The organism is Photobacterium carnosum (assembly GCF_002849605.1).
Taxonomy (GTDB): Bacteria; Pseudomonadota; Gammaproteobacteria; order Enterobacterales; family Vibrionaceae; genus Photobacterium; species Photobacterium carnosum.
On the sequence record NZ_NPIB01000004.1, the window covers coordinates 51,305 to 78,047 of the forward strand.

The 26,743-nt window shown below is 38.6% G+C and carries 23 protein-coding genes; 9 read left to right on the forward strand and 14 right to left on the reverse strand.

What is annotated here, in order from left to right:
- Position 1: 1 nt before the first annotated feature.
- Genes CIK00_RS05350 through CIK00_RS05370 form a run of 5 tightly spaced genes read right to left on the reverse strand, consistent with a single transcriptional unit; the run spans position 2 to position 5,479 of the window.
- The gene (locus CIK00_RS05350; protein ID WP_101767889.1) at positions 2 to 2,101 is read right to left on the reverse strand and encodes a VWA domain-containing protein; all 2,100 of its coding nucleotides are present in this window, start codon (positions 2,099 to 2,101) and stop codon (positions 2 to 4) included.
- A complete protein-coding gene (locus CIK00_RS05355; protein ID WP_101767890.1) occupies positions 2,094 to 3,059 on the reverse strand; it encodes a vWA domain-containing protein in 966 nt (321 codons plus the stop codon). The genes CIK00_RS05350 and CIK00_RS05355 overlap by 8 nt, the downstream gene beginning before the upstream one ends.
- A complete protein-coding gene (locus CIK00_RS05360) occupies positions 3,052 to 3,576 on the reverse strand; it encodes a DUF4381 domain-containing protein (protein ID WP_101767891.1) in 525 nt (174 codons plus the stop codon). Before CIK00_RS05360 ends, CIK00_RS05355 begins: the two co-directional genes overlap by 8 nt.
- On the reverse strand, positions 3,576 to 4,526 hold the full coding sequence (locus tag CIK00_RS05365) for a DUF58 domain-containing protein (protein WP_101767892.1): 951 nt from the start codon (positions 4,524 to 4,526) through the stop codon (positions 3,576 to 3,578). The genes CIK00_RS05360 and CIK00_RS05365 overlap by 1 nt, the downstream gene beginning before the upstream one ends.
- Entirely contained in the window at positions 4,523 to 5,479 is a 957-nt protein-coding gene (locus tag CIK00_RS05370) for an AAA family ATPase (RefSeq protein ID WP_101767893.1), read from the reverse strand. Before CIK00_RS05370 ends, CIK00_RS05365 begins: the two co-directional genes overlap by 4 nt.
- A 686-nt stretch (positions 5,480 to 6,165) precedes the next feature.
- On the opposite strand from CIK00_RS05370, the gene CIK00_RS05375 reads away from it, so the two are divergent.
- From CIK00_RS05375 to CIK00_RS05395, 5 genes are all read left to right on the forward strand, one after another.
- Positions 6,166 to 6,906, forward strand: coding sequence for an SDR family oxidoreductase (locus tag CIK00_RS05375; protein ID WP_101767894.1), 741 nt, complete (start codon positions 6,166 to 6,168; stop codon positions 6,904 to 6,906).
- Positions 6,907 to 6,964: 58 nt separating this feature from the next.
- On the forward strand, positions 6,965 to 8,170 hold the full coding sequence (locus tag CIK00_RS05380; RefSeq protein WP_101767895.1) for an acetyl-CoA C-acetyltransferase: 1,206 nt from the start codon (positions 6,965 to 6,967) through the stop codon (positions 8,168 to 8,170).
- Between the two features lie 75 nt (positions 8,171 to 8,245).
- Positions 8,246 to 8,596 carry a phasin family protein gene (locus tag CIK00_RS05385; protein WP_101767896.1) on the forward strand — a complete coding sequence of 117 codons (351 nt, stop codon included), beginning with the start codon at positions 8,246 to 8,248 and terminating at the stop codon, positions 8,594 to 8,596.
- Between the two features lie 105 nt (positions 8,597 to 8,701).
- Positions 8,702 to 10,483: a class I poly(R)-hydroxyalkanoic acid synthase gene (gene phaC / locus CIK00_RS05390; protein WP_101767897.1), complete on the forward strand. Its 1,782-nt coding sequence runs from the start codon at positions 8,702 to 8,704 to the stop codon at positions 10,481 to 10,483.
- Positions 10,484 to 10,616: 133 nt separating this feature from the next.
- Positions 10,617 to 10,925: a DUF1496 domain-containing protein gene (locus tag CIK00_RS05395; RefSeq protein ID WP_101767898.1), complete on the forward strand. Its 309-nt coding sequence runs from the start codon at positions 10,617 to 10,619 to the stop codon at positions 10,923 to 10,925.
- 101 nt (positions 10,926 to 11,026) lie between these two features.
- Here the strand turns inward: CIK00_RS05395 and CIK00_RS05400 are convergent, their stop codons facing one another.
- From CIK00_RS05400 to CIK00_RS05425, 6 genes are all read right to left on the reverse strand, one after another.
- Positions 11,027 to 11,326, reverse strand: coding sequence for a DUF406 family protein (locus tag CIK00_RS05400; protein ID WP_101767899.1), 300 nt, complete (start codon positions 11,324 to 11,326; stop codon positions 11,027 to 11,029).
- A gap of 126 nt (positions 11,327 to 11,452) precedes the next feature.
- Positions 11,453 to 13,378 (reverse strand): RecQ family ATP-dependent DNA helicase, encoded by a 1,926-nt coding sequence (locus CIK00_RS05405; protein WP_101767900.1) that lies wholly within the window; start codon positions 13,376 to 13,378, stop codon positions 11,453 to 11,455.
- A gap of 226 nt (positions 13,379 to 13,604) precedes the next feature.
- Positions 13,605 to 15,041, reverse strand: coding sequence for an amidohydrolase (locus CIK00_RS05410; protein ID WP_101767901.1), 1,437 nt, complete (start codon positions 15,039 to 15,041; stop codon positions 13,605 to 13,607).
- A 100-nt stretch (positions 15,042 to 15,141) separates the two neighbouring features.
- On the reverse strand, positions 15,142 to 15,858 hold the full coding sequence (locus CIK00_RS05415) for a PAS and helix-turn-helix domain-containing protein (RefSeq protein WP_227990347.1): 717 nt from the start codon (positions 15,856 to 15,858) through the stop codon (positions 15,142 to 15,144).
- 261 nt (positions 15,859 to 16,119) lie between these two features.
- A complete protein-coding gene (locus CIK00_RS05420; RefSeq protein ID WP_101767902.1) occupies positions 16,120 to 16,995 on the reverse strand; it encodes a phospholipase A in 876 nt (291 codons plus the stop codon).
- Between the two features lie 169 nt (positions 16,996 to 17,164).
- Entirely contained in the window at positions 17,165 to 18,208 is a 1,044-nt protein-coding gene (locus CIK00_RS05425) for an alkene reductase (protein WP_101767903.1), read from the reverse strand.
- A 124-nt stretch (positions 18,209 to 18,332) separates the two neighbouring features.
- Between CIK00_RS05425 and CIK00_RS05430 the strand changes: the two genes are divergently transcribed.
- The gene (locus CIK00_RS05430) at positions 18,333 to 18,911 is read left to right on the forward strand and encodes a TetR/AcrR family transcriptional regulator (RefSeq protein WP_101767904.1); all 579 of its coding nucleotides are present in this window, start codon (positions 18,333 to 18,335) and stop codon (positions 18,909 to 18,911) included.
- A gap of 89 nt (positions 18,912 to 19,000) precedes the next feature.
- Here the strand turns inward: CIK00_RS05430 and CIK00_RS05435 are convergent, their stop codons facing one another.
- Together CIK00_RS05435 and CIK00_RS05440 are read right to left on the reverse strand one after the other, a co-directional pair.
- Complete coding sequence (locus tag CIK00_RS05435; protein WP_101767905.1) at positions 19,001 to 22,054, reverse strand: efflux RND transporter permease subunit; 3,054 nt, start codon at positions 22,052 to 22,054, stop codon at positions 19,001 to 19,003.
- Between the two features lie 3 nt (positions 22,055 to 22,057).
- Entirely contained in the window at positions 22,058 to 23,155 is a 1,098-nt protein-coding gene (locus CIK00_RS05440; protein WP_101768013.1) for an efflux RND transporter periplasmic adaptor subunit, read from the reverse strand.
- Between the two features lie 196 nt (positions 23,156 to 23,351).
- Between CIK00_RS05440 and CIK00_RS05445 the strand changes: the two genes are divergently transcribed.
- A complete protein-coding gene (locus tag CIK00_RS05445) occupies positions 23,352 to 23,957 on the forward strand; it encodes a TetR/AcrR family transcriptional regulator (RefSeq protein WP_101767906.1) in 606 nt (201 codons plus the stop codon).
- A gap of 131 nt (positions 23,958 to 24,088) precedes the next feature.
- Positions 24,089 to 24,499: a YgiW/YdeI family stress tolerance OB fold protein gene (locus CIK00_RS05450; RefSeq protein ID WP_101767907.1), complete on the forward strand. Its 411-nt coding sequence runs from the start codon at positions 24,089 to 24,091 to the stop codon at positions 24,497 to 24,499.
- A 64-nt stretch (positions 24,500 to 24,563) separates the two neighbouring features.
- On the opposite strand, the gene yidA is transcribed toward CIK00_RS05450, so the two are convergent.
- Entirely contained in the window at positions 24,564 to 25,373 is an 810-nt protein-coding gene (gene yidA / locus CIK00_RS05455; protein WP_101767908.1) for a sugar-phosphatase, read from the reverse strand.
- Positions 25,374 to 26,013: 640 nt separating this feature from the next.
- On the opposite strand from yidA, the gene CIK00_RS05460 reads away from it, so the two are divergent.
- Positions 26,014 to 26,742, forward strand: a complete 729-nt coding sequence (locus CIK00_RS05460; RefSeq protein WP_101767909.1) for a response regulator — start codon at positions 26,014 to 26,016, stop codon at positions 26,740 to 26,742.
- Position 26,743 lies beyond the last annotated feature (1 nt).

Genomic DNA, 26,743 nt, shown 5'->3' on the forward strand with positions numbered 1-26,743 from the left:
ATTACCATGATTTATTACTTTGTTGTTGCTTGGCTCTTTGCTGTGCTTGCAACATTAATTGGGCTCGAATTAGCCCAGCGGTATCATCAGGTACTTGCTCAAGTTTTTTCAATATAGGGTTACTGACTGAAAGCACTTGTTGCTGCTTACCGTTTGGTTTGCCTTGCTGCATCGTTACTGCTGATGGTTGTTGGTCTTTACCGTTTTTATCTTGTTGCTTATCTTGCTGTTGAGCTTGTCGGCTTAATGCTTGTTTAGCATTTTGTTCAGCTTGTTGTTTCTTGTCCGCTTCACTCATTGACGGTTGCTGGTTTTCGTTACCTTGCTGGTTTTCGTTACCTTGCTGACCTTGTTGTTGCTGGTCTTTGTTACCTTGCTGACCTTGTTGTTGCTGGTCTTTGTTTCCTTGCTGTCCTTGTTGTTGCTGGTCTTTGTTACCTTGCTGACCTTTTTGCTGCTGGTCTTTGTTGCCTTGCTGACCTTGTTGCTGTTGGTCTTTGTTGCCTTGCTGGCCTTGTTGCTGTTGGTCTTTGTTGCCTTGCTGACCTTGTTGCTGCTGGTCTTTGTTACCTTGCTGACCTTGTTGCTGCTGGTCTTTGTTACCTTGCTGACCTTGTTGCTGCTGGTCTTTGTTGCCTTGCTGACCTTGTTGTTGTTGGTTTTTGTTACCTTGCTGACCTTTTTGCTGTTGGTCTTTGTTACCTTGCTGACCTTTTTGCTGCTGGTTTTTGTTACCTTGCTGACCTTCTTTCTTTGATTGTTCCTTCTTTTCCTGTTTTTGCTTTTTAGCTTGTTCAACAATGGTGAAATTCTTTTTAGCATCGGTAAATTCGGGGTGTTGTTTTAACAGCTTTTCATAAGTTGCAGCCGCTTGTTTATAATCTCCTTTCTGAGCATAAGCATTACCGAGATTATATTGCGATATTGGATCTTGTAGTGGCTTTAATGTCTCTATCGCTTGTTCATACTGCTGGGCTTTATATTCAGCAATACCTTTCCACTGTGGCGACGTGAAATCTTGTGCTGCCTGTTTATAATTACCATCAGTAAATGTTTCATATGCTTGGCGGTTAGTGTTTGTCCATGGGCTTGCTTGAGCGTGATCGATGGGTAACAAAACAAACATTGCTGCTAAAACAATGCCGCGACGAAATCCCAGTAGAGCCAATAAGAGTAATGGAATAATTAACCAGAAACCGCCATTTAGACGTTCTTGCAGCTCTTTTTCATGGCCTTTTTTGCCATTATCTAAAGGCTTTGCTGTGAAGTTAGCAATAGCATTAACATCATTATCAGTTGTTTGTGCCATTTGTAATATGCCACCTGTGCTGTCAGTAATTGACATCAGTGTATTGATATTAATTTTACTGATTACTGGTATGCCATTTTCTGATAATAAACTGCCATCAGGAAGTTGAATCGGAGCGCCCTCAACGGTTCCCATCGCCAGAATAGAAACGCGATAGTGAGTCCCTTTGAGATCGGTCAATGCTTGCTTTGCGACAGTCTTAGTCATTCCATCGGTCATTAAAATGATGTCACCAGTATTGTGACCTGCTTGTTTAAGTAATCTTATCGCTTCAGCAATACCGGCCGCTGCATTATTACCCGCAATGGGCATAACATCGGGTGATAAGCTTGGAATTAAATTACGTAATGTACTGCTGTCGGTGGTGAGAGGGCTGACTTCATAGCCATCGCCAGAGAAAACAACAAGACCTGTACTGCCTTCTTTCCAGCTCGGTAACATATCTAAAGCTTTAAATCTTTCTTGGGTTAAGCGGTTAGGTTTAATGTCGGTGGCGTACATTGATTGTGACATATTCATCACTAGCACTCGCGCGCCACTAAGGCTATAAGCGGGAAGTTTGACTTTTTGCCAACTAGGTCCTGCCATAGCAACAACAGCAATAAGCCAGCCTAATGCTAATAAAGCCATCGGCCATGTTTTGGGCTGTTGTTGAGTTAGACCCAGTTTTTGCGCAAGGTGGGGAGCAATTAAGCCTGAATGCTGTGCTTTGCCTTTTAACCATGGCAGAACAATGATCAAGGGAATTAATGCAGCAAACCATAATGGGTGCATAAAGGTAAAATCAGCCATGACGTTTCCTCATGAAAGCGATGATAACGGATAAAAGCAATGCTAACGCTAATGGATAACGGAATAGCTCATCACGTGGTCGCCACGTTTGTTGAGCATTATTAACGGGTTGAAGTTTATTGATCACGTTGTAAATTTTTTCCAGCTGCTGTGGATTTCGTGCACGGAAATACTCACCACCCGTCATCGCGGCGATCTTGCTTAATGTTTTTTCATCTAGATCAGATGATGGATTAACAACCCGATCACCGAAAAAGCCTTTTTGAATCATTTTATCAGCGCCAACACCGACGGTATAAATTTTAACGTGGCTTTCTTGGGCCAGTTTTGCCGCTTCAATTGGACCGATAACGCCGGATGTATTACCACCATCACTGAGTAAAATAATCACCCGCTGTGGTGCTTTACTGTCGATAAAGGTTTTTGTTGCTACCCCAAGTCCTTCACCAATTGCAGTACTTTGACCAATTAAGCCAAGGACAGTACGGTTGAGTTGTTGTTCAACGGTTTTGCGATCAAACGTTAATGGCGTTTGTAAGTAGCCATGATCAGCAAAAATCACTAACCCAAGACGATCGCCTTTGCGTTTAGCAATAAAATCAGACAGTACATGTTTCACAGCCGTTAAGCGGTTAATACTTTTACCATTTTTGGTTACCATGTCAGGGATCGCCATTGATCCTGAGAGATCGACCGCTAATAACATGTCACGGTGCTCTGGTTTTATTTCTATTGGATCGCCATACCACACTGGTCGTGCTATCGCACACACAAGGCTTACCCAAACTAAAGACATTAATACTTTTCGAATAATAGAACTGGGCTTTTTTTGACCAACGCCTTGCGGTAACTGAGGTAAATGGATTGCCGCAGGTTGTGCAACGGGTTTACTGAATCGATAAACTAGCCATGCTAATGGCAATAAGGCCCACGCCCATAGCCACACAAATTCAAACATTGGATGACTCCTTGGTGATCACACACTCATGATTATCATGACTTATGGTTTTAGCTGGCAGGGCATATTGTAGCCATAATAATGCCTGTTGCTGACAATCATTAAATTGCGGTTCTGTTAATGGTATCGAGGAGAAAAGCCCTTGTTGCCACGATGATTGTTGATCAATAAAACCACGGTATTTAAGCGGTAACTGTTGATCAAGAAATAGTAACCATTGCGTACCTGTTAAAGGGGCAATAATGGAACGGGGGAAATAGCTTAATGCTGCTTGTTTTAATAAGACATTAATAGCTGTTAATCCGCCCTCAAAGTGATAACTTTTTAATATTGCGATGGCTTCTTTTTTCGCCACAAGATGTTGATTACGGAGGTGAAGTTGGTAACCCACAGTAATGATTACAATCAGGCTCACAGTAATCACCGCCCACCATCCCCACGCGAGTGGCCAATAGCTTGGTACTGTGTGAAGATGAATATCTGCCAATGGTAATGCTGGTGCTGTCAGTGTTGTCATTACCTTATTCCTTGAGAATGAGCGCCAAGCTGTTGTAATAAGGGTTGTGCAGCCGAGAGACTATGTAATGGAATGGCAAGGGATGTTGCCATTTCATGAATAAAATTCTGATGGGTTTGATATTGTTGACTGAGTGAATCACGTGTTTTTTTTGCTGAGAAATCCAGCCATGCTGATTGTTTATTATCGGTTACGTGCTCATAGCCACGGAATTGTGTTTGTCCTTGTTCGAGAGGATCATAAATTTGGACAAATTGAATACGATTATGTTGTCGAAGTTGGCTTAAACGACGTTTATCTGTGGCTTTTAAGGTGTGAAAATCACTGATAATAACAATTTCGCTGCCTTTGGGGCAGAGATAATGTAACCGTTTTAATGAGATTGAAAAACCATCGTGACGGCTGGTATTGATTGCTTGTAGTGCGTCATGTTGAGCTGAAATTAATGCATTGATGATCTGTAATGGTCCCCGCTGACGGGCGGTAGGTTTACACTCGATGGTGTTAATTCCATTATAAATAACAGCACCGATACGATCTTGTTCATCAATAGCTAACCAGCTTAATAAACTGGCAAAATGCGCAGCCTGTACCGATTTTAGCATTAATTGTGAGCCAAATTGCATGCTACTACTGAGATCAATAAAGAGCATGATCGGTTGTTCACGTTCTTCGGTAAATAATTTGGTATGTGTTTTTCCTGTACGCGCAGTCACTCGCCAGTCAATAGATCGAATATCATCACCTGCCTGATAAGGACGCACTTCAGAGAAGTTCATTCCACGTCCTTTATGACGGCTTTGATGGTGACCATTGAGCTGAGACCAAATGCTTTTAGCGGGTGCCAGCCATCTTACCGCTTGATTTTTATATGGCAGTAGCTCTGCTAGACACACATTGACGCCATCGCTATGAGGTGGCAGCGCTACGTTGATGTGTGTAGTTTTCATAAGCTAGCAACCTGCGAAATAAGTGTTTCAACAACACGATCTGCTGCAATACCTTCGGCTTGTGCTTCATAGCTTAATAATAAACGATGACGTAATACAGGATAAGCCATTGTTTGAACATCTTCTGGTGTTACAAAATCACGGCCATTTAACCAAGCATGTGCACGAGCACAACGGTCAAGCGCTAATGTCGCACGAGGACTCACTCCCATTTGCAACCATGATTGTAGTTGTTCACTAAAGCGATGTGGTTCGCGTGTCGCCATCACTAAACGAATAATGTAATGCTCGACGTCATCAGCCATATGAATGTTTAAGATTTCTTTTCGTGCGGCAAAAATATCACTTTGGCTAAGACGAACGGGTTCTGCTTTTTCTATGCCAAGTGCTTCACCACGATTAAGGCGCAGAATTTCGAGTTCACTTTCTGCATTAGGGTAATCAACATTCAATTGTAATAGAAAGCGATCTAACTGTGCTTCTGGTAGTGGATAAGTTCCTTCTTGTTCGATTGGGTTTTGTGTCGCCATCACTAAAAATAGTTCAGGTAACGGGTATGTTTTACGCCCTGTGGTAATTTGTTTTTCAGCCATCGCTTCTAACATTGCCGCCTGCACTTTTGCGGGGGCACGGTTAATTTCATCAGCAAGCACTAATGAATTAAAAATAGGTCCTGGTTGAAAAGTGAATTCAGCCGTTTCTGGACGGAAAATATCAGTACCTGTTAAATCTGAAGGTAATAAGTCTGGTGTGAATTGGATGCGGTGAAAATCGCCTTCGATACAATCAGCCAGTACTTTTACTGCCCGTGTTTTTGCTAATCCTGGAGGACCTTCAACAAGAATATGACCATCGGCCAATAATGCAATTAAAAGCTGTTTGACTAAATTAGGTTGACCGATAACCTGACTTTGAAGGTAATCACTTAGGCGCTTAAATGTGCTTGCTAACATACAAATATTTCCTTTGGTATTCAAAAGACTGAAGCTGAAACAATTGTTTTTCGGACTACTAATATTTGATTAAGTTCACATTTAATTATCTTATTGATGAATGGTGAGCGTGAAAATTATGTGCTTGATAGAGTAATTATTATGTTTAATTTCATATCGACGATATTTATAGATGTAATTCATGAATTGTGATTTATGATTTTGTGCCATTTTTGTAACATTTTCAGAGAAAGTAAAAGTATAGCAATCGTTATCGTTTTAATAATTTTGCCTAGTCGTTTTTATTTTGAAACATCATGCCATGAGATTTGCGGCAACATAGTGTTAACAATTGAATGTGGTGTCATTTTTATGTAATTATAAGATATTGACAGGTATGACTTTTTTATTTTTGAGTAAATTGTCAAATAATTTAAAATGTTAAAATATATATTCGTATTGTTTGTTAGTGATTTGGTTGTTAATAATCACGGTGAGTGGTTTTAAAAATGTTAACTCCTTTGCTTGCCATAGATATGCATCTGTGTTGTTATATTTGTCATATGCAATATGTTTGTAATTAATAAGAGTTATGTTGAAGTTGTTATCAGAAAAATGATAACTAAATGTAACTATAAATAATGACAAACCAGCTTGAAAATTTATTTAAACAAATACAGATAAGATCAAAGGAAGGAGCCTTGGAAATGAAAAAAGTAGCATTAGTGACAGGTGCTAAAGGTGGTATCGGATCTTCAATTACTCAGGCTTTAGTTGACGCAGGCTTTCGTGTTATTGCCGCCTATCATCCAAAGAGCGAGCAATCAGCTAAAGAGTGGTTTAAGGAGAATAACTACTCCAATGAATCAGTGAAGTTGCTGCCATTAGATGTGACTGACACGGCATTTTGTAAAGAATCATTAACCGCATTATTAGAGCAAGAAGGCCATCTTGATGTGTTGGTCAATAATGCTGGTATTACTAAAGATACCATGTTTAAGCGTATGACCGCTGAGCAATGGAATGATGTGATTAATACGAATCTCAATAGCTTATTCAATGTTACTCAACCTTTGTTTGAGTCTATGTGCCAACATGGTAACGCTCGTATTATTAATATTACCTCCGTTAATGGCTTGAAGGGACAATTTGGTCAAACGAATTACTCAGCTGCAAAAGCTGGCATGATTGGTTTTACTAAAGCCTTAGCTGCTGAAGGTGCTCGTGCTGGTGTGACGGTAAATGCAATTGCCCCTGGTTACACAGGTACGGCAATGGTTGAAGCGATTAAACCTGAAGTACTTGAATCAATCAAAGCAGAAATCCCAATGAAACGCTTAGCGCAACCTCAAGAAATTGCGGCAGCGGTTGTCTTTTTAGCAAGTGATGCTGCGGCCTATATTACTGGCGAAACATTGTCAATAAATGGCGGTTTATACATGCACTAATTGTGGATGTTGTAACAAAGACAAAATAATAAATCATATTATAGAAAGGATGCAAAATATGGCTAAGGTATACATTGTTGCCGCAAAACGTACCCCAATCGGTAGTTTTAATGGTGCGTTAAAATCAGTTTCTGCAGCACAACTCGGTGCGGTTGCAATTAAAGGTGCATTAGCGCAAATCAACGTACCTGTTGATGCGATTGATGAAGTTATTTTAGGGAATGTTGTTGGGGCTGGCCAAGGTATGGGTCCTGGACGTCAAGCGGCTATTTATGCTGGTTTGCCAAATGAAGTTCCTGCTTATTCTCTTAATATGGTTTGTGGCAGTGGAATGAAAGCATTAATGGATGCAGCTGCACATATTAAAGCGGGTGATGCAGATCTTGTGGTTGCTGCTGGTGCTGAAAATATGTCACAAATTCCATTCTGTGTATCATCAAAGATCCGTGATGGTCAGAAAATGGGTAACCTTGAGTTAACTGATCTTTTAGTTGCTGACGGCCTAACCGATGTTTTCAATAACTACCACATGGGTGTAACTGCTGAAAATGTAGTCGCAAAAGTAGGTTTAACCCGTGAGCAGCAAGATAACTTTGCACTTGCCAGCCAGCAAAAAGCAGTGGCCGCAATTGAAGAAGGACGCTTTGTTGCTGAAATTTGCCCTGTAGAAGTGGTTAGTCGTCGTGAAACCGTTGTGGTTGACACCGATGAATACCCAAAAGCAAATGCTTCGATTGAAGATTTTGCTAAGTTACGTCCTGCTTTTAACCGTGACGGTTCTGTTACTGCGGGTAATGCTTCTGGTATTAATGATGGCGCAAGTGCAATTATTGTCGCATCTGAAGCCGCGGTTGCTAAATACAATCTGACACCATTAGCCGAAGTTGTAAGTTATGCTCAAGCAGGTGTCGCGCCTGAGCTTATGGGGCTAGGCCCTGTTCCTGCGGTACTTAAAGCATTAGAAAAAGCAAATCTTGTAATTGAAGATATTGATCTTCTCGAATTTAATGAAGCCTTTGCTGGTCAAGCATTAGGTGTATTCCACGAAGTAGCCAAAGAAACGGGTACTAAAGTGGAAGATTTAGTTGAGCGTGCGAACGTAAATGGTGGTGCAATTGCACTAGGTCACCCTTTAGGTGCATCTGGTAGTCGTATTCTCGTCAGCTTACTACATGAAATGTGCCGTCGTAATAATAAATATGGTATGGCAACATTATGCGTAGGTGGCGGTATGGGTACTGCAGTTATTTTAAAACGTGTGTAAGAAAATAAACTAATACAATCAGTGTGATACTACTTATATGGTCACACTTTTATTACTATCAATGAGGAATGTTTTATGTATACGGAAATGTTTAAATCTTTTTCTGAGCAAACAGAAAAAACACTAGCACCATACGCAAAATTCAACAAAGTATTTGCTAAAAATGTTGAGCAACTAACTGAGCTTCAATTATCAGCTGTACGTGCTTATAGTGATCTTGGTTTAAAGCAACTTCAAGCGGTTAGCGAAGTAAAAGATATTCAATCTTTAACTGAGTTTAATGGTCTGCAACTTGAAACATTGACTACGCTTTCTCAACAGCTTATCAATGATAGCAATAAATTTTCTTCAGTAGCACAAAGCTTCAAAGCTGAAGTTGAAGAGTTTGTTGCTGAGAATGTTAAACAAGCAACGCCTGCTGTTTAAATCACGATAAACTACACTGTTGTGTAGTTATCTGATGCTTATGTTAATCAGCTATATAATACGATTATATGGCTGATTACTTAGTCCAAGTACAAGGTTTTTGTTATGAACAATCACTTCTTTTCGGACTACTTTGCCAGGCTCCAAGATATGAACCAGTTATGGTTGAAGGAGCTAGACTCCGGCAAGGCAGCCATGAATACCCCGGTAACTAAAGCGCTTAATGAAATGAGCTTGGAAGATACCACCCAATTTTTAGAGAAAGCTGCGGCTCAGCCTGGTGCTTTAGCTAAAGTCCATATGGATTGGTGGGAAAATCAACTTAAGATTTGGCAGAATGTTGCCGCTGGTAATACAACAGCAGAAAATGCCATTATTAAGCCAGCCAAAGAGGATAAACGTTTTAGTGATCCTGCATGGGAAAATGAAGCTTTTTATAATTATATTAAGCAATCATATTTGTTATTCAGTGACACAATGCGTGAAACAATTGATTCAATTGAAGGTGTTGATGATAAAGCAAAAGAGCGTTTAGGCTTCTTTTCTCGTCAAGCTATCAATGCGTTATCCCCAACAAATTTTGTAATAACCAACCCAGAATTAGCTAAATTAACTGTTGAAACGAATGGTGAAAATTTAATTAAAGGGATGGAATTGTTTCAAGAAGACATGAAAAGCAGTGCTGATGTATTAAAAATTCGAATGACCAACGATAGTGCGTTTGAATTAGGTGTTAATATCGCTTGTACTGAAGGTAGTGTAGTTTTTAAAAATGAGTTATTTGAGCTTATTCAATATAAACCTCTGACTGAAACGGTTAATAAAACACCGCTTTTAGTTGTGCCACCTTTTATTAATAAATATTACATTCTTGATTTGCGTGAGCATAATTCAATGGTCCGTTGGCTCGTTGAACAAGGACATACAGTATTTATGATGTCTTGGCGTAATCCAGATGAATCATCGAAAGATGTTGATTTTGATCATTATGTTTTAGACGGTGTAGTAAAAGCTATTGATGCAATTGAAGATATTACTGGTCAAAAGCAGATTAATGCAGTTGGTTATTGCATCGGCGGCACATTATTAGCGACAACATTAGCGTATTGTGCAGCTAAACGTCTTCGTAATCGTATTAAATCAGCGACATTCTTTACCACATTATTAGACTTCTCTCAGCCAGGTGAAATTGGTGCTTATATCAATGATCCAATTATTACGGCAATTGAAGCTCAAAATGATGCTAATGGGTACATGGATGGACGTTCGCTTAGTGTGACTTTCAGCTTATTACGTGAAAATAGTTTGTACTGGAACTATTACATTAATAATTATTTGAAAGGCAATAGCCCGCTTGATTTTGATTTGCTTTATTGGAATGGTGATAGTACTAACGTGGCGTCTAAATGTCATAGTACGTTGTTACGTCAATTCTATTTAGAAAACAAATTAGTTGAAAAGAAAGGCTATAAAGTCGGCGGTATCTATATTGATTTGAGCAAGATTAAAGTACCTACATACTTTATTTCGACGCAAGAAGATCATATTGCTTTATGGCAAGGTACTTACCGTGGTGCTAAGCAGTTAGGCGGTAAATCAACATTTGTTCTTGGTGAATCAGGCCATATCGCGGGGATTGTAAACCATCCGCAAAAGAACAAATATGGTTTCTGGGTTAACGATAGTAAAGAAGAAAATGCTGAGGCTTGGTTTGCAGGAGCTAAACGTCAGGATGGTTCTTGGTGGACACATTGGAATGTATGGTTAACTGAGTTTAGCCCTGCAGAACAAGTGCAACCGTATGAAATTGGAAGTGAAACCTATGCATCGTTATCTGTTGCACCGGGTGATTATGTAAAACAAAGGCTACCTATTTCTGAATCTTAATTGCGTGACTATTCTTTAAGCCCAGATTATTCTGGGCTTTTTTTTAACTTTAATTTATGGAAAGTATGATAATTATCTTTTAAATGATTCAATTGTATTGATTTACTATAGATTAAAGCAATAAGGATAGAATATGCATTTTTTAAAGCGGGGATGGATAGTTATAATAGGTAGTATTAGTTTTGTTACTATCAGTTACGCAAAGCAATACAGCACGGATAATATACCTGCGATTCAACCTGTCACTGAACTTCAGTTAAATACATTACCACAACGTCAGTGTTTATATGCTGGAAAAGGGTATTCGCTGGGGGCTATTATTACCATGGATAATCTTGTGTTGGAATGTCGTTCAGCACAAGAGATTGAGTTAAATGGCTCTTTAAAATGGGTGGTACGTCAGCTTCCTGCGGTATATGTAACACCATTAGGACATAAATAATAAAGCCAGCATCAGATTGTATGTTGTATGAATATACAAAATATAACTGTTTACTGGCTTTATTCGTTATTAAAATGGCAAATAATGCCGACTTTGATAACTTACTTCGCTAGAGAGCGGCTTTTTAGTTCAAAAATTAATTTTTCAGCACTACATTCAAACTGGATGCGTGCTGTTAATTCTGTACTTGCTTCATCAACTGGCGTTGTTTCAACTTTAAAGTTAACATTAACTTGTTTTGCTAGCGTAAGGTAGTTCGCAAGTTCTAATTCTAATGCTGTTTTACCCTTTGCAAAAACATGTACATCGGCAACATCATCATGTTCTTTGATCATAAAGCCCATTTCAGCTGAAACACCACAAGCATCGCAAGGTTGGTATTGTTCTTTTTCTGTTGTCATAACTTTACTTCCTATTTGTTAGTCTTTGCATTTTAAAGCGATGTGAGTCAGATCGCCATTGATTAATATGAAAAGTCAGTTTTTAGCTATTAAAGCGTCAAGTTACGGTAATTGATGAACGTTTATTCAACCTTTACTGTGGTATAGGCGGCAAATATGGTCGAAAGTTTGTTGAAAAGGATAGGCTTCTAACACGCCAAATCCCTCAATTTGTTTTGCTTTGAGTTTGCTATTTAGCGGTGTACTCATACCGTGCAGAAAACGAGTGATTGCAGCCATTGATGGGGCGCTACTATTACGTTGAATAAAACTATCAGCCCACATCGTTATTTGTTGATCAGTAATCTCAGGTAGCATTGGTAATGCTGGTAAGGTGATTATTTTACCACGGCAAACAGAGCAATGGCCGCATTGTTTAGGTGCATGATGATCAGCAAAATAGCTGGCTAATTTATGGCTTAGACAACTTTCACTTTCAAAAAAAGCAATCATATTTCCGATACGATTAATTTCACTGTGTTCTTTTTGTTGAAATAATTGATAGAGCGCTTCTGTTTCTACATCAATATCAAAATGGTGTTGATTAATACGGTAAACATCGGTCATTTGTTTACTTTCAAGGGTGATCCAACCTTGTTCGTTCAAATAATCAATAGCTGCGACAACCCGTTTTCTATCGACTTGGTAGCCTTGCCATAATGCATCCATATCTAAAGTATGCCAAACCCGCGCTTTGGGTGAGCAAGCAAAAATTGTTTCAATAAACTGTCGGCGTTCACCTTGGAAACGTTGGGCTATATCCTGCTGAGAGATGTTCATTTTGTAACGATAATCAGCAAAATAGGTAAACATTGGTTCAATAATATGACGAATTTCAAGATAAACTAATAATGTTTTAAGCGGCAATAAACGAATATTACTGTCTTTAGATAAGCGGCTACTCATGATCTCCCATTGCTGATCTTGTGCTTGTATTTCACGTAAAATATAAGCAATAGCACTGTGATCGGGTGTGTCACCAAAGACAAAGTTTTCTAAGACATTAAGCCCTGATTTATTCGCAATAACGGTACATTGTGACATTTCGCCATCACGTCCTGCACGTCCAATCTCTTGGCTATAGTTTTCAATAGATTTAGGTAAGTCAAAATGAATCACTTGGCGAATATTGGATTTATCGATCCCCATACCAAAAGCGATGGTTGCAACAATACAATTGATGTCACCATTCATAAATTGTTGTTGGATATGTTGTCGATGCTCTGAATCCATTCCAGCATGGTAGGCTTGGGCTGGAAAATGACTGCGAGTGAGTGCTTCTGCCACTTGTTCTGCGGTGTGCTGTAAGGTGACATAAACAATAGATGGCTCATTACTACGCTGGGAAAGCTGGTGTTTAAGGGTGTCTATTTTTTCATCTTCGTCAGCTGCTAATACCGTTAAATCAAGGTTATTACGGTAAAAGCCAGTCACAATAATATTATCTTTATCAATGGCAAATTTGTCCTGCATATCTTGAATTACCGCAGGGGTTGCGGTTGCTGTGAGCAGTAGGACTTGTGGAATGTTTAATGCTTGTTGGTAGTGGGGCAGTTTCAAATAATCGGGACGGAAGTTGTGACCCCATTCTGAAATACAGTGTGCTTCATCGACGACTAATAATGAAATTGGGATTTGACTAATAAAATGGCGAAAACGTTCATTTTTTAGACGTTCAACTGAGATCATTAGTACTTTGATTTCACCTTGACGAATTTGCTGCATCACTTGTTGGGTTTGCTGCCATGTTTGGCTGGAATCTATTGAGGCCGCTGGAATGCCTTTGGTGGCTAAAAAGTCGAGCTGATCTTTCATTAATGCTAAGAGTGGTGAAATGACCAAAGTAAGATGGGGTAATTCAATCGCGGGTAATTGATAACATAATGATTTCCCCGATCCTGTCGGAAATATGGCCGCGGCAGAATAACCATTGAGGACACGGGTAATAACTTCTTCTTGCCCGAGGCGTAAAGAATCAAAGCCAAAATATTTTTTAAGTGTTTGATGATACATGTCTTAATACCCGCTAACCATTGATTGGTAGCTATCATACCGTATTGATTTACGTAAAGGTAAAAAGCACAACGAAAGTTAAGCTATTTCTGGTGCGGTTATTCGCATTTAAAACGAAGTCGATTCATTGTTGCATTTAAAATTGTTGAGTATGTAAGGGATCACCTTCCTTACATACTGTATTTGACGACACCGTATTGTGATAAACGGGTAGAGAGGATGTGGCTTATTTCATGAGGCTTGGTGATGTAATGGCTTTCTTTGCTAGCTCTTTGGCAAATGCTGCAATATCCGTTTCGATAGCACGAATATGGCGAGTTACATCGGCTGTATCAACGTGCACCATTTGACGCTGTTCCATCACAATATTGCCATTGACGATTGTCGTTGTAACATTGCTTGGATTTGCTTGATAGACCAAGGTGGCATAAGGGTTGTAATTAGGCATCATGTTAGCTGATTGAGTTTCAACAATAATAACATCGGCTTTTTTACCTACTTCAAGTGAACCAATCTTATCGTCCATATGCAGTGCACGAGCACCACCGATGGTCGCGAGTTCAATCACTTGCTCTGGGATCATAATAGTACGGTCATTATGTTTTAAACGTTGCATATTGGCGGCATAACTCAGTGTGCGCCATAAATCGACTTGATTCGAACTCATTGGGCCATCAGTCCCTAACCCCATTGGAACGCGCTGTTGATACATTTCCCATGCAGGTGCAATGCCTGTCGCACCTTTAGCGTTAGCCATTGGGTTATAGGCGATACCCGCCCCTGATTGTTTGATAAGATCAATATCTGCTTGGTTAATATGGATCGCATGCGCTAATACCATTCGTTGATCAAGCACTCCGATGTCTTTAAGCCAAGCGACAGGGCTCAGTTGTTTCGGATTGTCATTAATACGTGCGGCTTCATTACCAAATTCACCCACATGAATTAATACGGGAACGTTTAATTTTTTAGAGAGTGTATTGATTTGCTGTAGTTTTTGTTTTGAAACGGTATAAGCGGCATGTGGCGCAAAAGCTGGGGTAATTAAAGGATCATGCTGATATTCAGTAATAAATTTTTGGGCGTACTCTAGACCACCATACGGTTGTTTTGCATCAACCACTGGGAATTTAATAACGGTTTCACCTAAAACCGCACGTAGGCCAATCTCTTTGGTTGCTTTGGCCATTTCATCAACATGGTAGTACATGTCTGCAAAGGTTGTTACACCGCTTTGTGCAAGATCAATTGCACCAAGACGAGTGGCTTGATAAATTAAATCACGGCTGAGTTTTTCGCTTTCAAGAGGAAAGAAGTAAGCAAATAAACGGTTTTCGATCCCTTCTTCGCCTAATCCTCTAAAAGCAATCATCGGTAAATGGTTATGAGTATTGACCATTCCTGGCATCACAATCCCATTTTGTGCGTCAATGATACGAGTTGCATTATATTGAGATAATAATGTTTGATCACCCACGGCGACAATGGTGTCGTTATTGATGATGACAACACCATTTTCAATCAGCTGTTTTTGACCATTCATGGTGATGACCTGGCCATTTTTAATGATTAAACTTACTTGAGATACTGGGGTTATGGTGGATAAAGATCCACATCCAGAAATAAGAAGTAATGTTGTTATTAAACTGATTTTTATGTGCATAAATGACCAATGATAAGAAGCGAAAAAATTGGCAGGATTATAAACGCAAATTAATGTAACTAAACAATCCTTTGCTTAAGTTACTATGTTTTTTGTGAACTTAATCACTTTGTTCATCTTGATTGATAATAAGAGATATTGATGTTTTAAATAGTTGTGCTGGTATTAATGATAACCAGCCATTGCCACGTGCGTATTCAATTAATCCTGTTCGACTTGAAATACCATAACAGGAAAATCGGGAGACTAGATTTGCTATTTGTTTTTCAACTGCTTTGGGCGTTCGATGAATAAGTTGTGCTATTTGTTTTGTTTGTCGTCCACGTAATAACCAAAATAAGACAATTTCTTGAGAGGGGGTTAATTTGGGTTCTAAAGGACGGGTTGTACTAAAAGATAAATTTAATTTATCTGCGGCTAGAACTTCTACAAACGAAGTCATATTTATTAAATCTGTTACTTTATTTGCGGTGAATTGAATCCCCCAAGGTATACCATTAATAACAATGGGTTGTTTGGTAAATATATATGCATCAATGCCATGTGCGTAATTGTGCACTTCAATAGTTATTATGGTTTTATTTTGCGTTAATGATAATTTATCTTGTTCAAGATAAATATCGCAAAATGCAGCAGTATCACAGGGCAAGTCACTATCTTTTAATCCTTTTATATTTTGTGGTGCATTAACGAGATGCCGATAAGCCTCATTGGCATATTCAAAAACACCCTCTTTCGATTTTAAACCAGCAGGATGAGGCATTAATGATAACATCTGAATAAGTACAGATAAGTATGTCGATTGATTAATATTCACAAGTTAATTCTATCAATAATCATTTTAATAATAATATTTTAAAGTGAGATGAATATATTTTTATAGTGATGCTATTAAAAACATATAATATGCGATGAGTAAAGAAATAATTATTAAATGATAATTGAAATTTTGTTTTTTTATATTTTTATCAATGAGATGAATCATATATTAAGAGGAAAACATATTATCTCTAGTTTTTTATGCATATTGTTTATATGCTACTTAAGACTAGAGATAAATATAAATTTAATTGTTTAATTAAAATGAAAAACCAATACCACCGGCATTATCATAATGATTATAGTCTGAAATAGAAATACCATAACCACTTTCAAATATTAAGTAGCCACGTAAACGTTTATAAATGGGAAAGTTCAAGGTGATTTTTTCATAACCGCGAGAGAAGCCACTTTCTAGTGCGTTTCGTACTGTAAAGGTGAGCATACTCTTGCCATCAATATTCCAATTCATACTGACACGACCATAACCAAGGTAGTTATTGATGTCCTTGTTATAATCTTTAGCTCCAAAATTGAGTCTTACCCAAGGCTTAACACTAAAGGTTAATGCATCTTTTTTGAAGGTCATATCAACAAAGGCACGGTTCCAACTCCGTTCTTGTTCACCACCACGGCCATTAGATTGATGAACTAAACCGAATGTACTACCAGCATACTGAAAGCCATTGGTATACGTTGTTTGAGTGGGGAACGTCCAGAAAACAGAAGGTTCGTATTCGGTATCTCTAAAAAATGCAGATGACGCGTAGGCTTGCCAGTTTGAACGTTGAGTATAGGCAAAATAGAGTTGGTCATTATCATTTATAATACCTGACAATAAACGGTATTTTAAGCTGATCTGAAAGTTGACGTTATAGTTACTTAGCTTGCCGTCTTCAGGGATAATCGATTGATATTCTTTGTGATTTGGAGATTGGGTATAATAAAAAGGTAAAACAAAGTTATCTTTATATTGTTCTAAAAGTAGCGGATTAGTACTACTATAATTTAAGGAATTATTTAACGTTGAGGGCGCTATTGTGTCAGCATTTGCATAAGACGTATAGCCACTTGCTACGATAAATAAACCCGTTAATAAAATTTTCGAATTTGATTGGTGCTGTTTGATATTCATTATTATTTTCTATGTTTATTATTTTATCTATTGTTATCATAAGAGCTAAACTGGGTTTTTGTCTATCGATACAAATGCAAACAATGATTTTTTGTGATTTAAAACTAAATTATGAATAGTAGCAACACAAACGCCTTAATAGCTCGTGATTAAGGCGTAAAAAGTAGTGTTAAATTAGCTGAGCTAGCATGGTGTCGTCATATGGAGTAAGTGCTTTACCTGATTGTATTTTATTAACGTAATCAGGATTGGCAATTAATGGACGACCAATCGCTAATAAATCAAATTTCCCCGCTTCGATTGCATCACTGCCTGTTTGTGGGCTATAGCAGCCAACACCGACTAAGGTACGTTGATAATGAGCTCGCATATATTGTGATACGCTGCCATCAAGATAGTCAAAATTCATGCTGTCATCAAAAATACCAACATGCAAATACGCTAAACAACGCTTTTCAACTTCAGGTAACAAGTAATCAAACACTTTACGATCACGTGCATCACCTTCAAGATTGAAGTAACCGCCGGGTGATAAACGTAGACCAGTACGATCTCGACCAATGCGCTGGCTAATTGCATCAATAACAGCAAGTGGGAAGCGAGCCATATTCTCTGGTGTTTCACCAAACTCATCATCACGTTCATTGGTGCTGAAATGTAGAAATTGATCGATTAAATAACCATTTGCGCCATGAATTTCTACACCGTCAAACCCCGCATCAATTGCATTTGCTGCTGCTTGACTAAAATCGGCAATAAGTTGTTCAATTTCAGTTTTAGTTGCAGGCTTAGGAACGGTATAAGTTAACTCCCGCATTCTTGGTAACGTCCCTTCAAGTGCTATTGCAGAAGGAGCAAGTACATACTCACCATTAAAAAAGAATGGATGAGCTACACGACCTGTATGCCACAATTGTGCAAAGATCTTACCACCATTGTTATGAACAGCATCTGTTACTTTACGCCAGCCGTTAATTTGTTCTGGTGTAAATAATCCTGGCGTATGTGGATACCCCTGACCATCAGCACGAATTAAAATCGCTTCTGAAATAATAAGCCCAGTATCTGCACGACGGGCATAATAATCGATCATTGCTTGGGTTGGGACTAAATTGTCATCAGCCATACAACGTGTTAATGGCGCCATAAGAATACGATTTTTTAAAGTAAGCGTGTCGTTAAGTACAAAAGGATGAAATAGGGTATCGAGCATGATTATTACCTCTAATTTGAATGCTCATTCAAGTTAGGCTTATTTGAACAATCATTCAAGACTTTTTTGAATGATTGTTCAATATTAAGTAAACTAGCATGAGTTAAAGCAAAAGAGAGTCATTATGCGTAGTGCTGAATTTGATCGTGATAGTGTCTTACGATCGGCAATGGATATTTTTATAGCCAAAGGTTATGGCAATACCAGTATGCAAGATTTGAAACAAGCAACAGGGCTTCATCCTGGCTCTATTTATTGTGCTTTTAAAAATAAACGAGGGTTGTTATTAGCTGCGCTAGAACATTATCGAGATCAACGTTATACACAATTTGTTACTTTGTTTTCGCAATCAACATCAGTGATGGGAGCGATTGCTACTTACCTTGAGCATGTTGTTGATGAGTGTGAGCGTGAACAGATTAAAGACTGTTTATTGCAAAAAGCATTGAGTGAACTTGCTCAACAAGATGTTGAAGTGGCTGATGTGATTAGTTATATGTTAAAACAATGGCAGCAAACATTGGCCGAGCAGCTTGTGTTGGCACAACAAAATAATGAAATTAGTTACCAGCGAGATAGCCAACAGTTAGCGCAATTTTTAGTGATGGGAATTTATGGTATTCGTGTGCTGTCCCATACGCATCCAGATCCTGGCATGTTGCGACGTTTAGCTGCTGATCTTATTGATTATATTAAACAATAACAGCGATTTGATGATTATTTATAACTATCAAAAGATAAAAAAGGGAGTGTACATCAATGATGTCACTCCCTTTTATTTTGTTGTACTAATTATGCTGGTGGTGTTTCTTCTACTTTAACGCGGAACAATACCGCATACAGCAGTGGAATGACCACTAATGTTAAGATTGTTGCAAATAACAGACCGAACATAATCGTTACTGCCATACTCTTAAAGAATGGATCTACCAGTAACGGCGCGACACCTAGAATAGTCGTAAATGCACCTAGCAATACTGGTCGAGCACGACTAAGCGCTGAATCAATAATTGCCTGATATGCTGTTTTACCTGCGGCTATTTCAACATCGGTTTGGTCGACCAATACAATTGCATTTTTTACCATCATACCGATTAAGCTTAGGAAACCTAGAATCGCCATAAATTCAAACGGGGTTTGGAATATCACTAAGCCAACAGTTACGCCGACTAAAGCAAACGGCACGGTTAGCCAAATCACTAATGGTTGACGAAGCGCGTTAAACATAAAGATCACCGCTAAAATCATTGCCGCAAAGCCGTAAGGGGCAGAGCTAGCAAGACCTTCGTTTGCGTCATTAGATGCTTTATATTCGCCATACCATGTCAATTCATAACCGGGCGGTAATTTAATCGCTTCAATCTTGCCACGTAGATCATTAAATGCATCCGCAGTGAAAACACCCGGTGCAGGATCTGCCTGAACCAGAATGGTTGGAATACGATTAATACGACGTAAAATGGCATCTTCCCAAGCAACGTTTACTGACTCAACCAATTGGCTTACAGGAATTAATCCATTAACCATACGGCTGTAAACTTCAGTATTTTCAATTGCACGTTCATGAGTACGCTCATTATCTGGCGCACGCACGACGATAGGGATTAAATCATTACCTTCACGGTACACACCGATGTTACGACCGGTTAATGTTTGCGCAATAGCTTGACTTATTTCTTGGTTAGTTAAACCAAAACGTTGTGCTTTTTCAGTTGAGTATATTGGCTTTATTACAGGAACTTGCTGACGCCAATCATCTTGAACCGCGATCAAATTTGGATCACTTAGCATGATAGCTTTAGCTTGTTCTGCAAGGCTACGTAATACCTTACTATCAGGGCCTTTAAATCCTGCTTCAATTTTCTTACCGCCGCCGCGACCAAGCATGAATTTCCATACTTTGATTGATGCTTCAGGGTATTTAAGGTCGAGCTCTTTTTGGAGTTCAACTAATAATGGCGCAATATTACGGTAATCATCAATGTCGATCAGTAACTGACCGTAGCTAGGGTTGCGAGCCTCTGGTGCATAGGTCAGCATAAAGCGTAAGCCACCACCACCAATGAAGCTTGAGATATTACTGATACCTGGTTTTTGTTTAACGTCTTTCTCAATGTTAGCAATAAAGGTTTGTGTGTTTTGAATATCAGTACCTTGTGGTAGGTACACATCCACCACAAATTGCGCACGTTGTGATTCAGGCATAAAACCAGGAGGGACAAATTTTACGCCCCAAATTGCACCAATAAGAGTGGCAACCAGTAATAAACCCGTGGTCTTACGGTGAAGTAATACCCACGATAATAACCCTTTGTAGCCACTGACAACTTTGCTTGGTTTATCAGTATCTGTTTTTACTTTAACTTTTAAGAATTGGTGACACAGTAATGGGGTAACCGTTACTGCAAACAACCAACTTAAAAGCATAGAGTAAAGAATAACCCAGAATAACGACCCTGCGTATTCACCCATATCTGATGGTGACAAGCCAATAGCACTGAATGCACAGATACCAACAACCGTACCGCCTAATAATGGCCATTTAGTTGCATTAACGACTTCGGGAATAACAACTTCACGATCTTCATTGTTTTGTAAGCGAACTAAAATACCATCAGTAACAACAATTGCATTATCAACCAGCATTCCAAGGGCAATAATTAGTGCACCTAGAGAAATACGCTGCATCGCAATGTCATCCATTAGCATGATGCATAGCGTGCCAGCGACGGTAAGTACTAATACAAAACCGATAATAACGCCTGAGCGCAGCCCCATAAAGAGCAGTAGTACGATAAATACAATCACTACCGCTGCAATAAGGTTATCAATAAAGTTAGTTACCGAATCACGTACAGAATCTGATTGCATTGAGATAACATTCAGTTCCATACCTAAAGGGCGTTGGCTTTCTAATTCAGCGATACGTGCTTTAACCGCATCACCCATATCAACAACGTTACCGCCAGTGACATTTGAAATACCAAAACCAATCGCACGTTCACCGTTATAACGCATTAACATTGATGCGGGTTCTTGATAGCCACGCTTGATGGTCGCAATATCTTGAAGATGTAATACGGTGTGATTATCACCAATACCCACTTGAAGATTTTTCAGGTCATTAAACGAGTTAACATTGGGTGTTGGCATTACAGGAATGCGCATTCCATTTGATGTTAAGCTACCCGCGACAGTTACAATATTTTGTTTTTGTAATACTGATAGAACATTATCGACGGATAAACCAAATTTAGCCAAACGCTCACTGGTGAACTCAACAAAAATGGTTTCTTGTTGTTCTGCTAGGGTTGCGGTTTTTGCAACACCAGGAACAAGTACCAGCTCACGACGTAAACTATCTACATAATCAGACAGTTGTTTGTCAGAGAAGCCTTCACCTGTTACTGCAAAAAATAAAGCATAAACGTCAGAGAAATCATCGTTGACAATGGATGGACCTGCGCCTGGAGGTAATTGACGCTGTGCATCAACCACTTTTCGACGTAGCTTGTCCCATACTTGTTGAAGGTCGGCTTGGCTTTTTGCAAACTCAAGTTTGATCTCAACCGTTACTTCAGACATGCCTTGTTTAGAAACTGATTTAACTTCTTTCAGTTCTTGCAATGACTGGACAGCACCTTCAATGATATCAGTAACTTCATCTGATACTTCTTGTGCCGTTGCACCCGCGTAAGGTGTGATAATAACGGCTTGGCGAATAACAAATTCAGGATCTTCAAAACGCCCTAATTTTAGATAGCTGATGTAGCCACCAATTAGAATGATAGCCATCATTACCCAAACACTGGTGCGCTTGGCTATGGTATAGCGAGCGATATCCATTTCTTACACTCCGTTTTGAGTAGTATCTGTGTATGGGCGAATTTCCATACCATTTTTTAGTTTTGATACGCCAGCAATAACAATACGCTCACCTGCTTTCAGACCAGAAGGCACAGTAATACAATTTTTATTGATAGCACCCACTTTGATATACCGTTTTTCAACGATGTTATTAGTACCTACAACCCATACAAATTGCTTGTTTTGGTTATCAGGCACTACTGCCGTTAATGGCACTGTTAATGGATTATTATTTTCTTCAGGACATTCAGTTAAGCTTGGAGAAACTTTTACTGACATACCCGGTAAAATATTGAGTCCTTTAAGATCATCTAGGCCTAATACAACCGAGAATGTTTGTGTAATCGGATCGGCTTGGGTTGAGTAAGTACGTAAACTCAACGGTAATAAATGCCCTGGAATATTGTTAATCTCAGCATTGGCTTTATCACATTGCATACCAGTTAACATTACAATGTCAGGAATGTTAACGACAACTTCTAAATCATCCAGGTTATGCAATGTTAATACCGAGGTATTTGCTTGAATTTGAACATGATTATCAATTAGTTTACGACCAATAATTCCTGAAAAAGGCGCTTTTAATTGCGTGTAAGCCAGTTGGTTTTTTGCTTCTTCAAGTCGGTTTTGAGCTAAGTCGTAACGCGTTAGAAGCTCATCAAGATCACTTTTAGAAATAGCTTGCGAGCTTTCATAAATAGATTTACCACGTGAATAGTCTTTTTTAGTGTTATTCAACTCTAGTTGCGCCGCTGAAAATGCTGTTTGGGCATCTTTAGGATCTAATTTAGCGAGTAGTTGGCCTTTATGTACTTTGTCGCCTTCATTAACAAAAATATGGCTAACACGGCCACTGACTTGAAATGATAAATCAGCGCGTTCAGCAGAACGGATCACACCATTAAAGGTTAAGTTAGTGTTTGTTTGTGGCGTTACAATTTTAGTTAACGCAAGATTAATGATAGGTGCGGTGACAGTTGCTTCTTTTTGACTGTCGCATCCTGACAACAGCACTACCGCTAAAGATAAACTCACCGCCATGGCCAGTTTATTAATTGTTAACGATGTCACATTGGACATTGCTGAATGAGTTTTCACCGTGTTCTCCACTATCATTAGATTGGTTAGTCATATTTATTGCTATTAAAGAAGCAAACTTAAAGTGCATTTTAGTGATAAAAATGGTTTTGTAAACTACTCAGTATACTTTTTTGTTTCAGATTGTTAGACTGCGCTCATAAACTGAAATAAAAATACAATGAGGAATCTTTGAAGGATGAAGCAAACGGAACGTAAGCACTTAGCAATTATTGAAGCGGCTAAAGAGGAATTTATAACTCATGGATTTTTAGCGTCAAATATGGATCGTATCTCAACAGAAGCTGCGGTCTCTAAACGGACGTTATACCGTCATTTCGAGAGTAAAGAGGTGTTATTCGTTTCAGTCTTGACCATTATTCAAGAGTCTGTGTCTGAAAATGTTAAGTATGACTTTGATCCTACGAAGACATTAACAGAGCAATTAACCGTTATTACTTGTCGTGAAGCGGATATTTTGTATTCAACTTATGGTATTCCATTGTCACGCACGATTGTGATGGAATTTTTACGTCAGCCAGAATTAGCATTGAATTTAATTAAAGATTTATACAGTACAAAAGCGATTACAGATTGGTTTCAACAAGCGATCGCAGCAGGTTGTATGGTTGATAAAAATATAATGTTATTAACGAATATTTATATTAGTTTATTTCAGGGGCTTCTTTTTTGGCCGCAAGTGATGAATATTTCACCTAATAGTGAAGGCAAAGAACTTGAAGATAATATTGAAACGATAGTGTCAGTGTTTTTAGCATCACATATGATCAAAGAATTAGCATAACCAGTTTGATCTAAATGTATAGCGCTTAAAAAACAATCTTGTCGAATTTAATTTATTAGCGTTATAATTTAAACAATATATGTATTCGAGATATTATCATCTCATTGAATAACCTTGTGGAATATAGACCAATGAAAAAATTACTTGCAGCTTCAGTTCTTGTGTTTTCATCAATGTCAGTAATGGCAGCACCACAATCAAATCAAGGTGGTTTTAGTGGTCCACATGAGACGGCTCCACTTACTCAGGCTCAAGGCGGTTTTAATGGTCCTAGTGCTATCCCAGTATTAAATACAGTGAAAGCTGCTTCTCAAGCGGATGATAATGCGGCAGTAGAGCTTACTGGTCATATTACATCTTCGATTGGCAAAGAAGATTACATGTTTAAAGATGGGACTGGTGAAATAAAAGTCGAAATTGATAATAAAGACTGGCATGGCATTACAGTAACACCAACGACTGAAATTACCCTTCGTGGTGAAGTAGATAAAGATTGGACGGTTCGTACTATTGACGTTAATACGGTTACGCTTGCTAAATAATTGACAGTGTAATAGTCGAAAAAAGCCAGCATAAGTGCTGGCTTTTTATGGCGTTTTTTATGACTTAGACATTAAGAATGAATTTTTCAATTACTTGTGCAACACCACTATTATTATTAGTATCAGTAACATAGTTAGCAATCGCTTTGGTTGCTTCGGTAGCATTACCCATTGCTACCCCTAAACCTGCAAATTCAATCATATGATGATCATTACCTGCATCACCCATCGCAATTACTTCATCTTGCTTAATATTTAAGAAATCAGCGAGTGCTTTAACGCCGACACCTTTGTTGCTATTAGTGTGCATGAACTCAAGGAAGAACGGTGCACTTCTTACAATAGTATATTGCTGATATAGGTCAGAAGGTAATTGTGCGATAGCCGCTTCAAGACGTTCTTCTTCATCAATGATCATCACTTTCATGATTTCTTCATTGTCATCCAGTTCTGCAAAATCAGCTAATGTGATGGTTAAACCATTAATTTTTGCTTCGTGATCGGTGTAGTAATTATGCTCAGGAGTAATCAAACCCTGACGACGAGAAAAAGCATGAACATGAACGCCCAAATCATGGGCAATTGTTGCGATTGCTTTTGCATCGCTACCGATTAATGTTTGGCTTCTAACAACTTCTTGACTGGCAACTCGCTGTACTAATGAAGCGTTATATGACAATACAAAATCATTATCGCTATCCATATTGAGTTCTTTTAGTGCCCATGTCATGCCTTCAATAGGACGACCTGATGCTAATACAACATAGACACCTTGTTCGCGCGCAGCAGCAATAGCCTGCTTATTGTGTTCTGAAATCGCGCCGTCTGAATTCAGTAATGTGCCATCCATATCAAGTGCAACTAATTTATACATTGTTATTGTCCATAACTAATAAAATACTCGCCACATAATAAGCAAAATTAGCCATAAAAACGATAAAAAGTCGTATTTATATTTAGCAGAAAGACATTGTTACTTTTTCCCTAACTGAGGGTTTTGCGGTGTTTTTTTATGTTGGCTGTGTGTCTATTGTGGTTTGTTTGTCAGTAAATTAAGGTAAGTTATTTATGCGTAGAGAGAAAAAAGGGAGCCTGAAATATGGAGTAATGCCTTAAAGCGTGCGCTTGATTGTGGCATCAAAGAAGGGCACTTAAAATTCACAGGGCAACATTCTCTGATTTCATTAGCCGTGATTAATGATGAGGGTGATGTTATTGGACAACTATCACGTTCAATATTAGCGGAAGCATTCATTGAGTAAGCATCATCAAAATAATAATGTAGTTTTACTCTCTCTTCTTAGTATGATAGAAGCGAAATACACTGACGTTACTGTTGAGGGTGCTTTTTATTTGCTATTTATAGTAAATGTTTTCTAATTGAATACGCTTAGTGATAGGTAGATCACATGGTGAGTTTTATTCAGTATTGAAGCATTTTGTCTACTTGTTATAGAATGCGCAGTTAAAAACGTCAGTGTAAATATGCTTTCTAATTTGTAAGGATGAGTAAAATGGGGGCAACTAAGACGGTACTTGTTGTTGATGATGACCAAGAAATTCGTGAATTACTGGATGAGTATTTAACAAAAAACGGGTTTGAGGTTATTACAGCAGCAGGAGGCGAAGAAATGAAACGGCGTTTAGCGGCTGGTTACCCTGATTTGATTTTATTAGATGTGATGATGCCGGGTGATGATGGGTTTACTTTATGCCAGTATATTCGAAAAAGCTCAAACGTCCCTATTATTATGTTAACGGCTGTCTCTGATGAAATGGATCAGATTATTGGCCTTGAAATTGGGGCTGATGATTATATTGCTAAGCCATTTAGTCCTCGTCAATTATTGGCACGGATTAAAGCTTTATTAAGGCGAATAAAGCCCACAGAAAGCCAATCATTACCAACAGAAGCTAAATTTATTCGTTTTTCCAATTGGCGACTTGATACCACGACGCATTGTTTGTTTGATCTTGATAAAAAACAAGATTTTGAACTTACAGGTGGGGATTACTCACTATTGATGCTGTTTTTATCACGCCCACAAGAAATATTGGATCGTGATACGATTTCTTATGCGACTCGAGGGCGAGATACCTTACCTTCAGAGCGAGGAATTGATGTCGCTTTAAGTCGCTTACGACAACGGTTAGGTGATAAAGGTCGTACTCAGCGGTTAATAAGAACCAGTCGAGGTAATGGTTATATCTTTACTGCCGATGTGGTTTATGAAGACGCCTGAT

What these genes read in the sequence shown, in the direction of transcription:
- CIK00_RS05395 (WP_101767898.1), top strand. Translation starts at nt 10,617, where the DNA reads ATGCATTTTTTAAAGCGGGGATGGATAGTTATAATAGGTAGTATTAGT.
- CIK00_RS05445 (WP_101767906.1), top strand. Translation starts at nt 23,352, where the DNA reads ATGAAGCAAACGGAACGTAAGCACTTAGCAATTATTGAAGCGGCTAAA.
- CIK00_RS05380 (WP_101767895.1), top strand. Translation starts at nt 6,965, where the DNA reads ATGGCTAAGGTATACATTGTTGCCGCAAAACGTACCCCAATCGGTAGT.
- CIK00_RS05385 (WP_101767896.1), top strand. Translation starts at nt 8,246, where the DNA reads ATGTATACGGAAATGTTTAAATCTTTTTCTGAGCAAACAGAAAAAACA.
- CIK00_RS05360 (WP_101767891.1), bottom strand. Translation starts at nt 3,576, where the DNA reads ATGACAACACTGACAGCACCAGCATTACCATTGGCAGATATTCATCTT.
- CIK00_RS05430 (WP_101767904.1), top strand. Translation starts at nt 18,333, where the DNA reads ATGCGTAGTGCTGAATTTGATCGTGATAGTGTCTTACGATCGGCAATG.
- CIK00_RS05410 (WP_101767901.1), bottom strand. Translation starts at nt 15,041, where the DNA reads ATGCACATAAAAATCAGTTTAATAACAACATTACTTCTTATTTCTGGA.
- CIK00_RS05350 (WP_101767889.1), bottom strand. Translation starts at nt 2,101, where the DNA reads ATGGCTGATTTTACCTTTATGCACCCATTATGGTTTGCTGCATTAATT.
- CIK00_RS05370 (WP_101767893.1), bottom strand. Translation starts at nt 5,479, where the DNA reads ATGTTAGCAAGCACATTTAAGCGCCTAAGTGATTACCTTCAAAGTCAG.
- CIK00_RS05375 (WP_101767894.1), top strand. Translation starts at nt 6,166, where the DNA reads ATGAAAAAAGTAGCATTAGTGACAGGTGCTAAAGGTGGTATCGGATCT.
- CIK00_RS05440 (WP_101768013.1), bottom strand. Translation starts at nt 23,155, where the DNA reads ATGTCCAATGTGACATCGTTAACAATTAATAAACTGGCCATGGCGGTG.
- CIK00_RS05400 (WP_101767899.1), bottom strand. Translation starts at nt 11,326, where the DNA reads ATGACAACAGAAAAAGAACAATACCAACCTTGCGATGCTTGTGGTGTT.
- CIK00_RS05420 (WP_101767902.1), bottom strand. Translation starts at nt 16,995, where the DNA reads ATGAATATCAAACAGCACCAATCAAATTCGAAAATTTTATTAACGGGT.
- CIK00_RS05450 (WP_101767907.1), top strand. Translation starts at nt 24,089, where the DNA reads ATGAAAAAATTACTTGCAGCTTCAGTTCTTGTGTTTTCATCAATGTCA.
- CIK00_RS05365 (WP_101767892.1), bottom strand. Translation starts at nt 4,526, where the DNA reads ATGAAAACTACACACATCAACGTAGCGCTGCCACCTCATAGCGATGGC.
- CIK00_RS05425 (WP_101767903.1), bottom strand. Translation starts at nt 18,208, where the DNA reads ATGCTCGATACCCTATTTCATCCTTTTGTACTTAACGACACGCTTACT.
- CIK00_RS05460 (WP_101767909.1), top strand. Translation starts at nt 26,014, where the DNA reads ATGGGGGCAACTAAGACGGTACTTGTTGTTGATGATGACCAAGAAATT.
- CIK00_RS05405 (WP_101767900.1), bottom strand. Translation starts at nt 13,378, where the DNA reads ATGTATCATCAAACACTTAAAAAATATTTTGGCTTTGATTCTTTACGC.
- phaC (WP_101767897.1), top strand. Translation starts at nt 8,702, where the DNA reads ATGAACAATCACTTCTTTTCGGACTACTTTGCCAGGCTCCAAGATATG.
- CIK00_RS05355 (WP_101767890.1), bottom strand. Translation starts at nt 3,059, where the DNA reads ATGTTTGAATTTGTGTGGCTATGGGCGTGGGCCTTATTGCCATTAGCA.
- yidA (WP_101767908.1), bottom strand. Translation starts at nt 25,373, where the DNA reads ATGTATAAATTAGTTGCACTTGATATGGATGGCACATTACTGAATTCA.
- CIK00_RS05435 (WP_101767905.1), bottom strand. Translation starts at nt 22,054, where the DNA reads ATGGATATCGCTCGCTATACCATAGCCAAGCGCACCAGTGTTTGGGTA.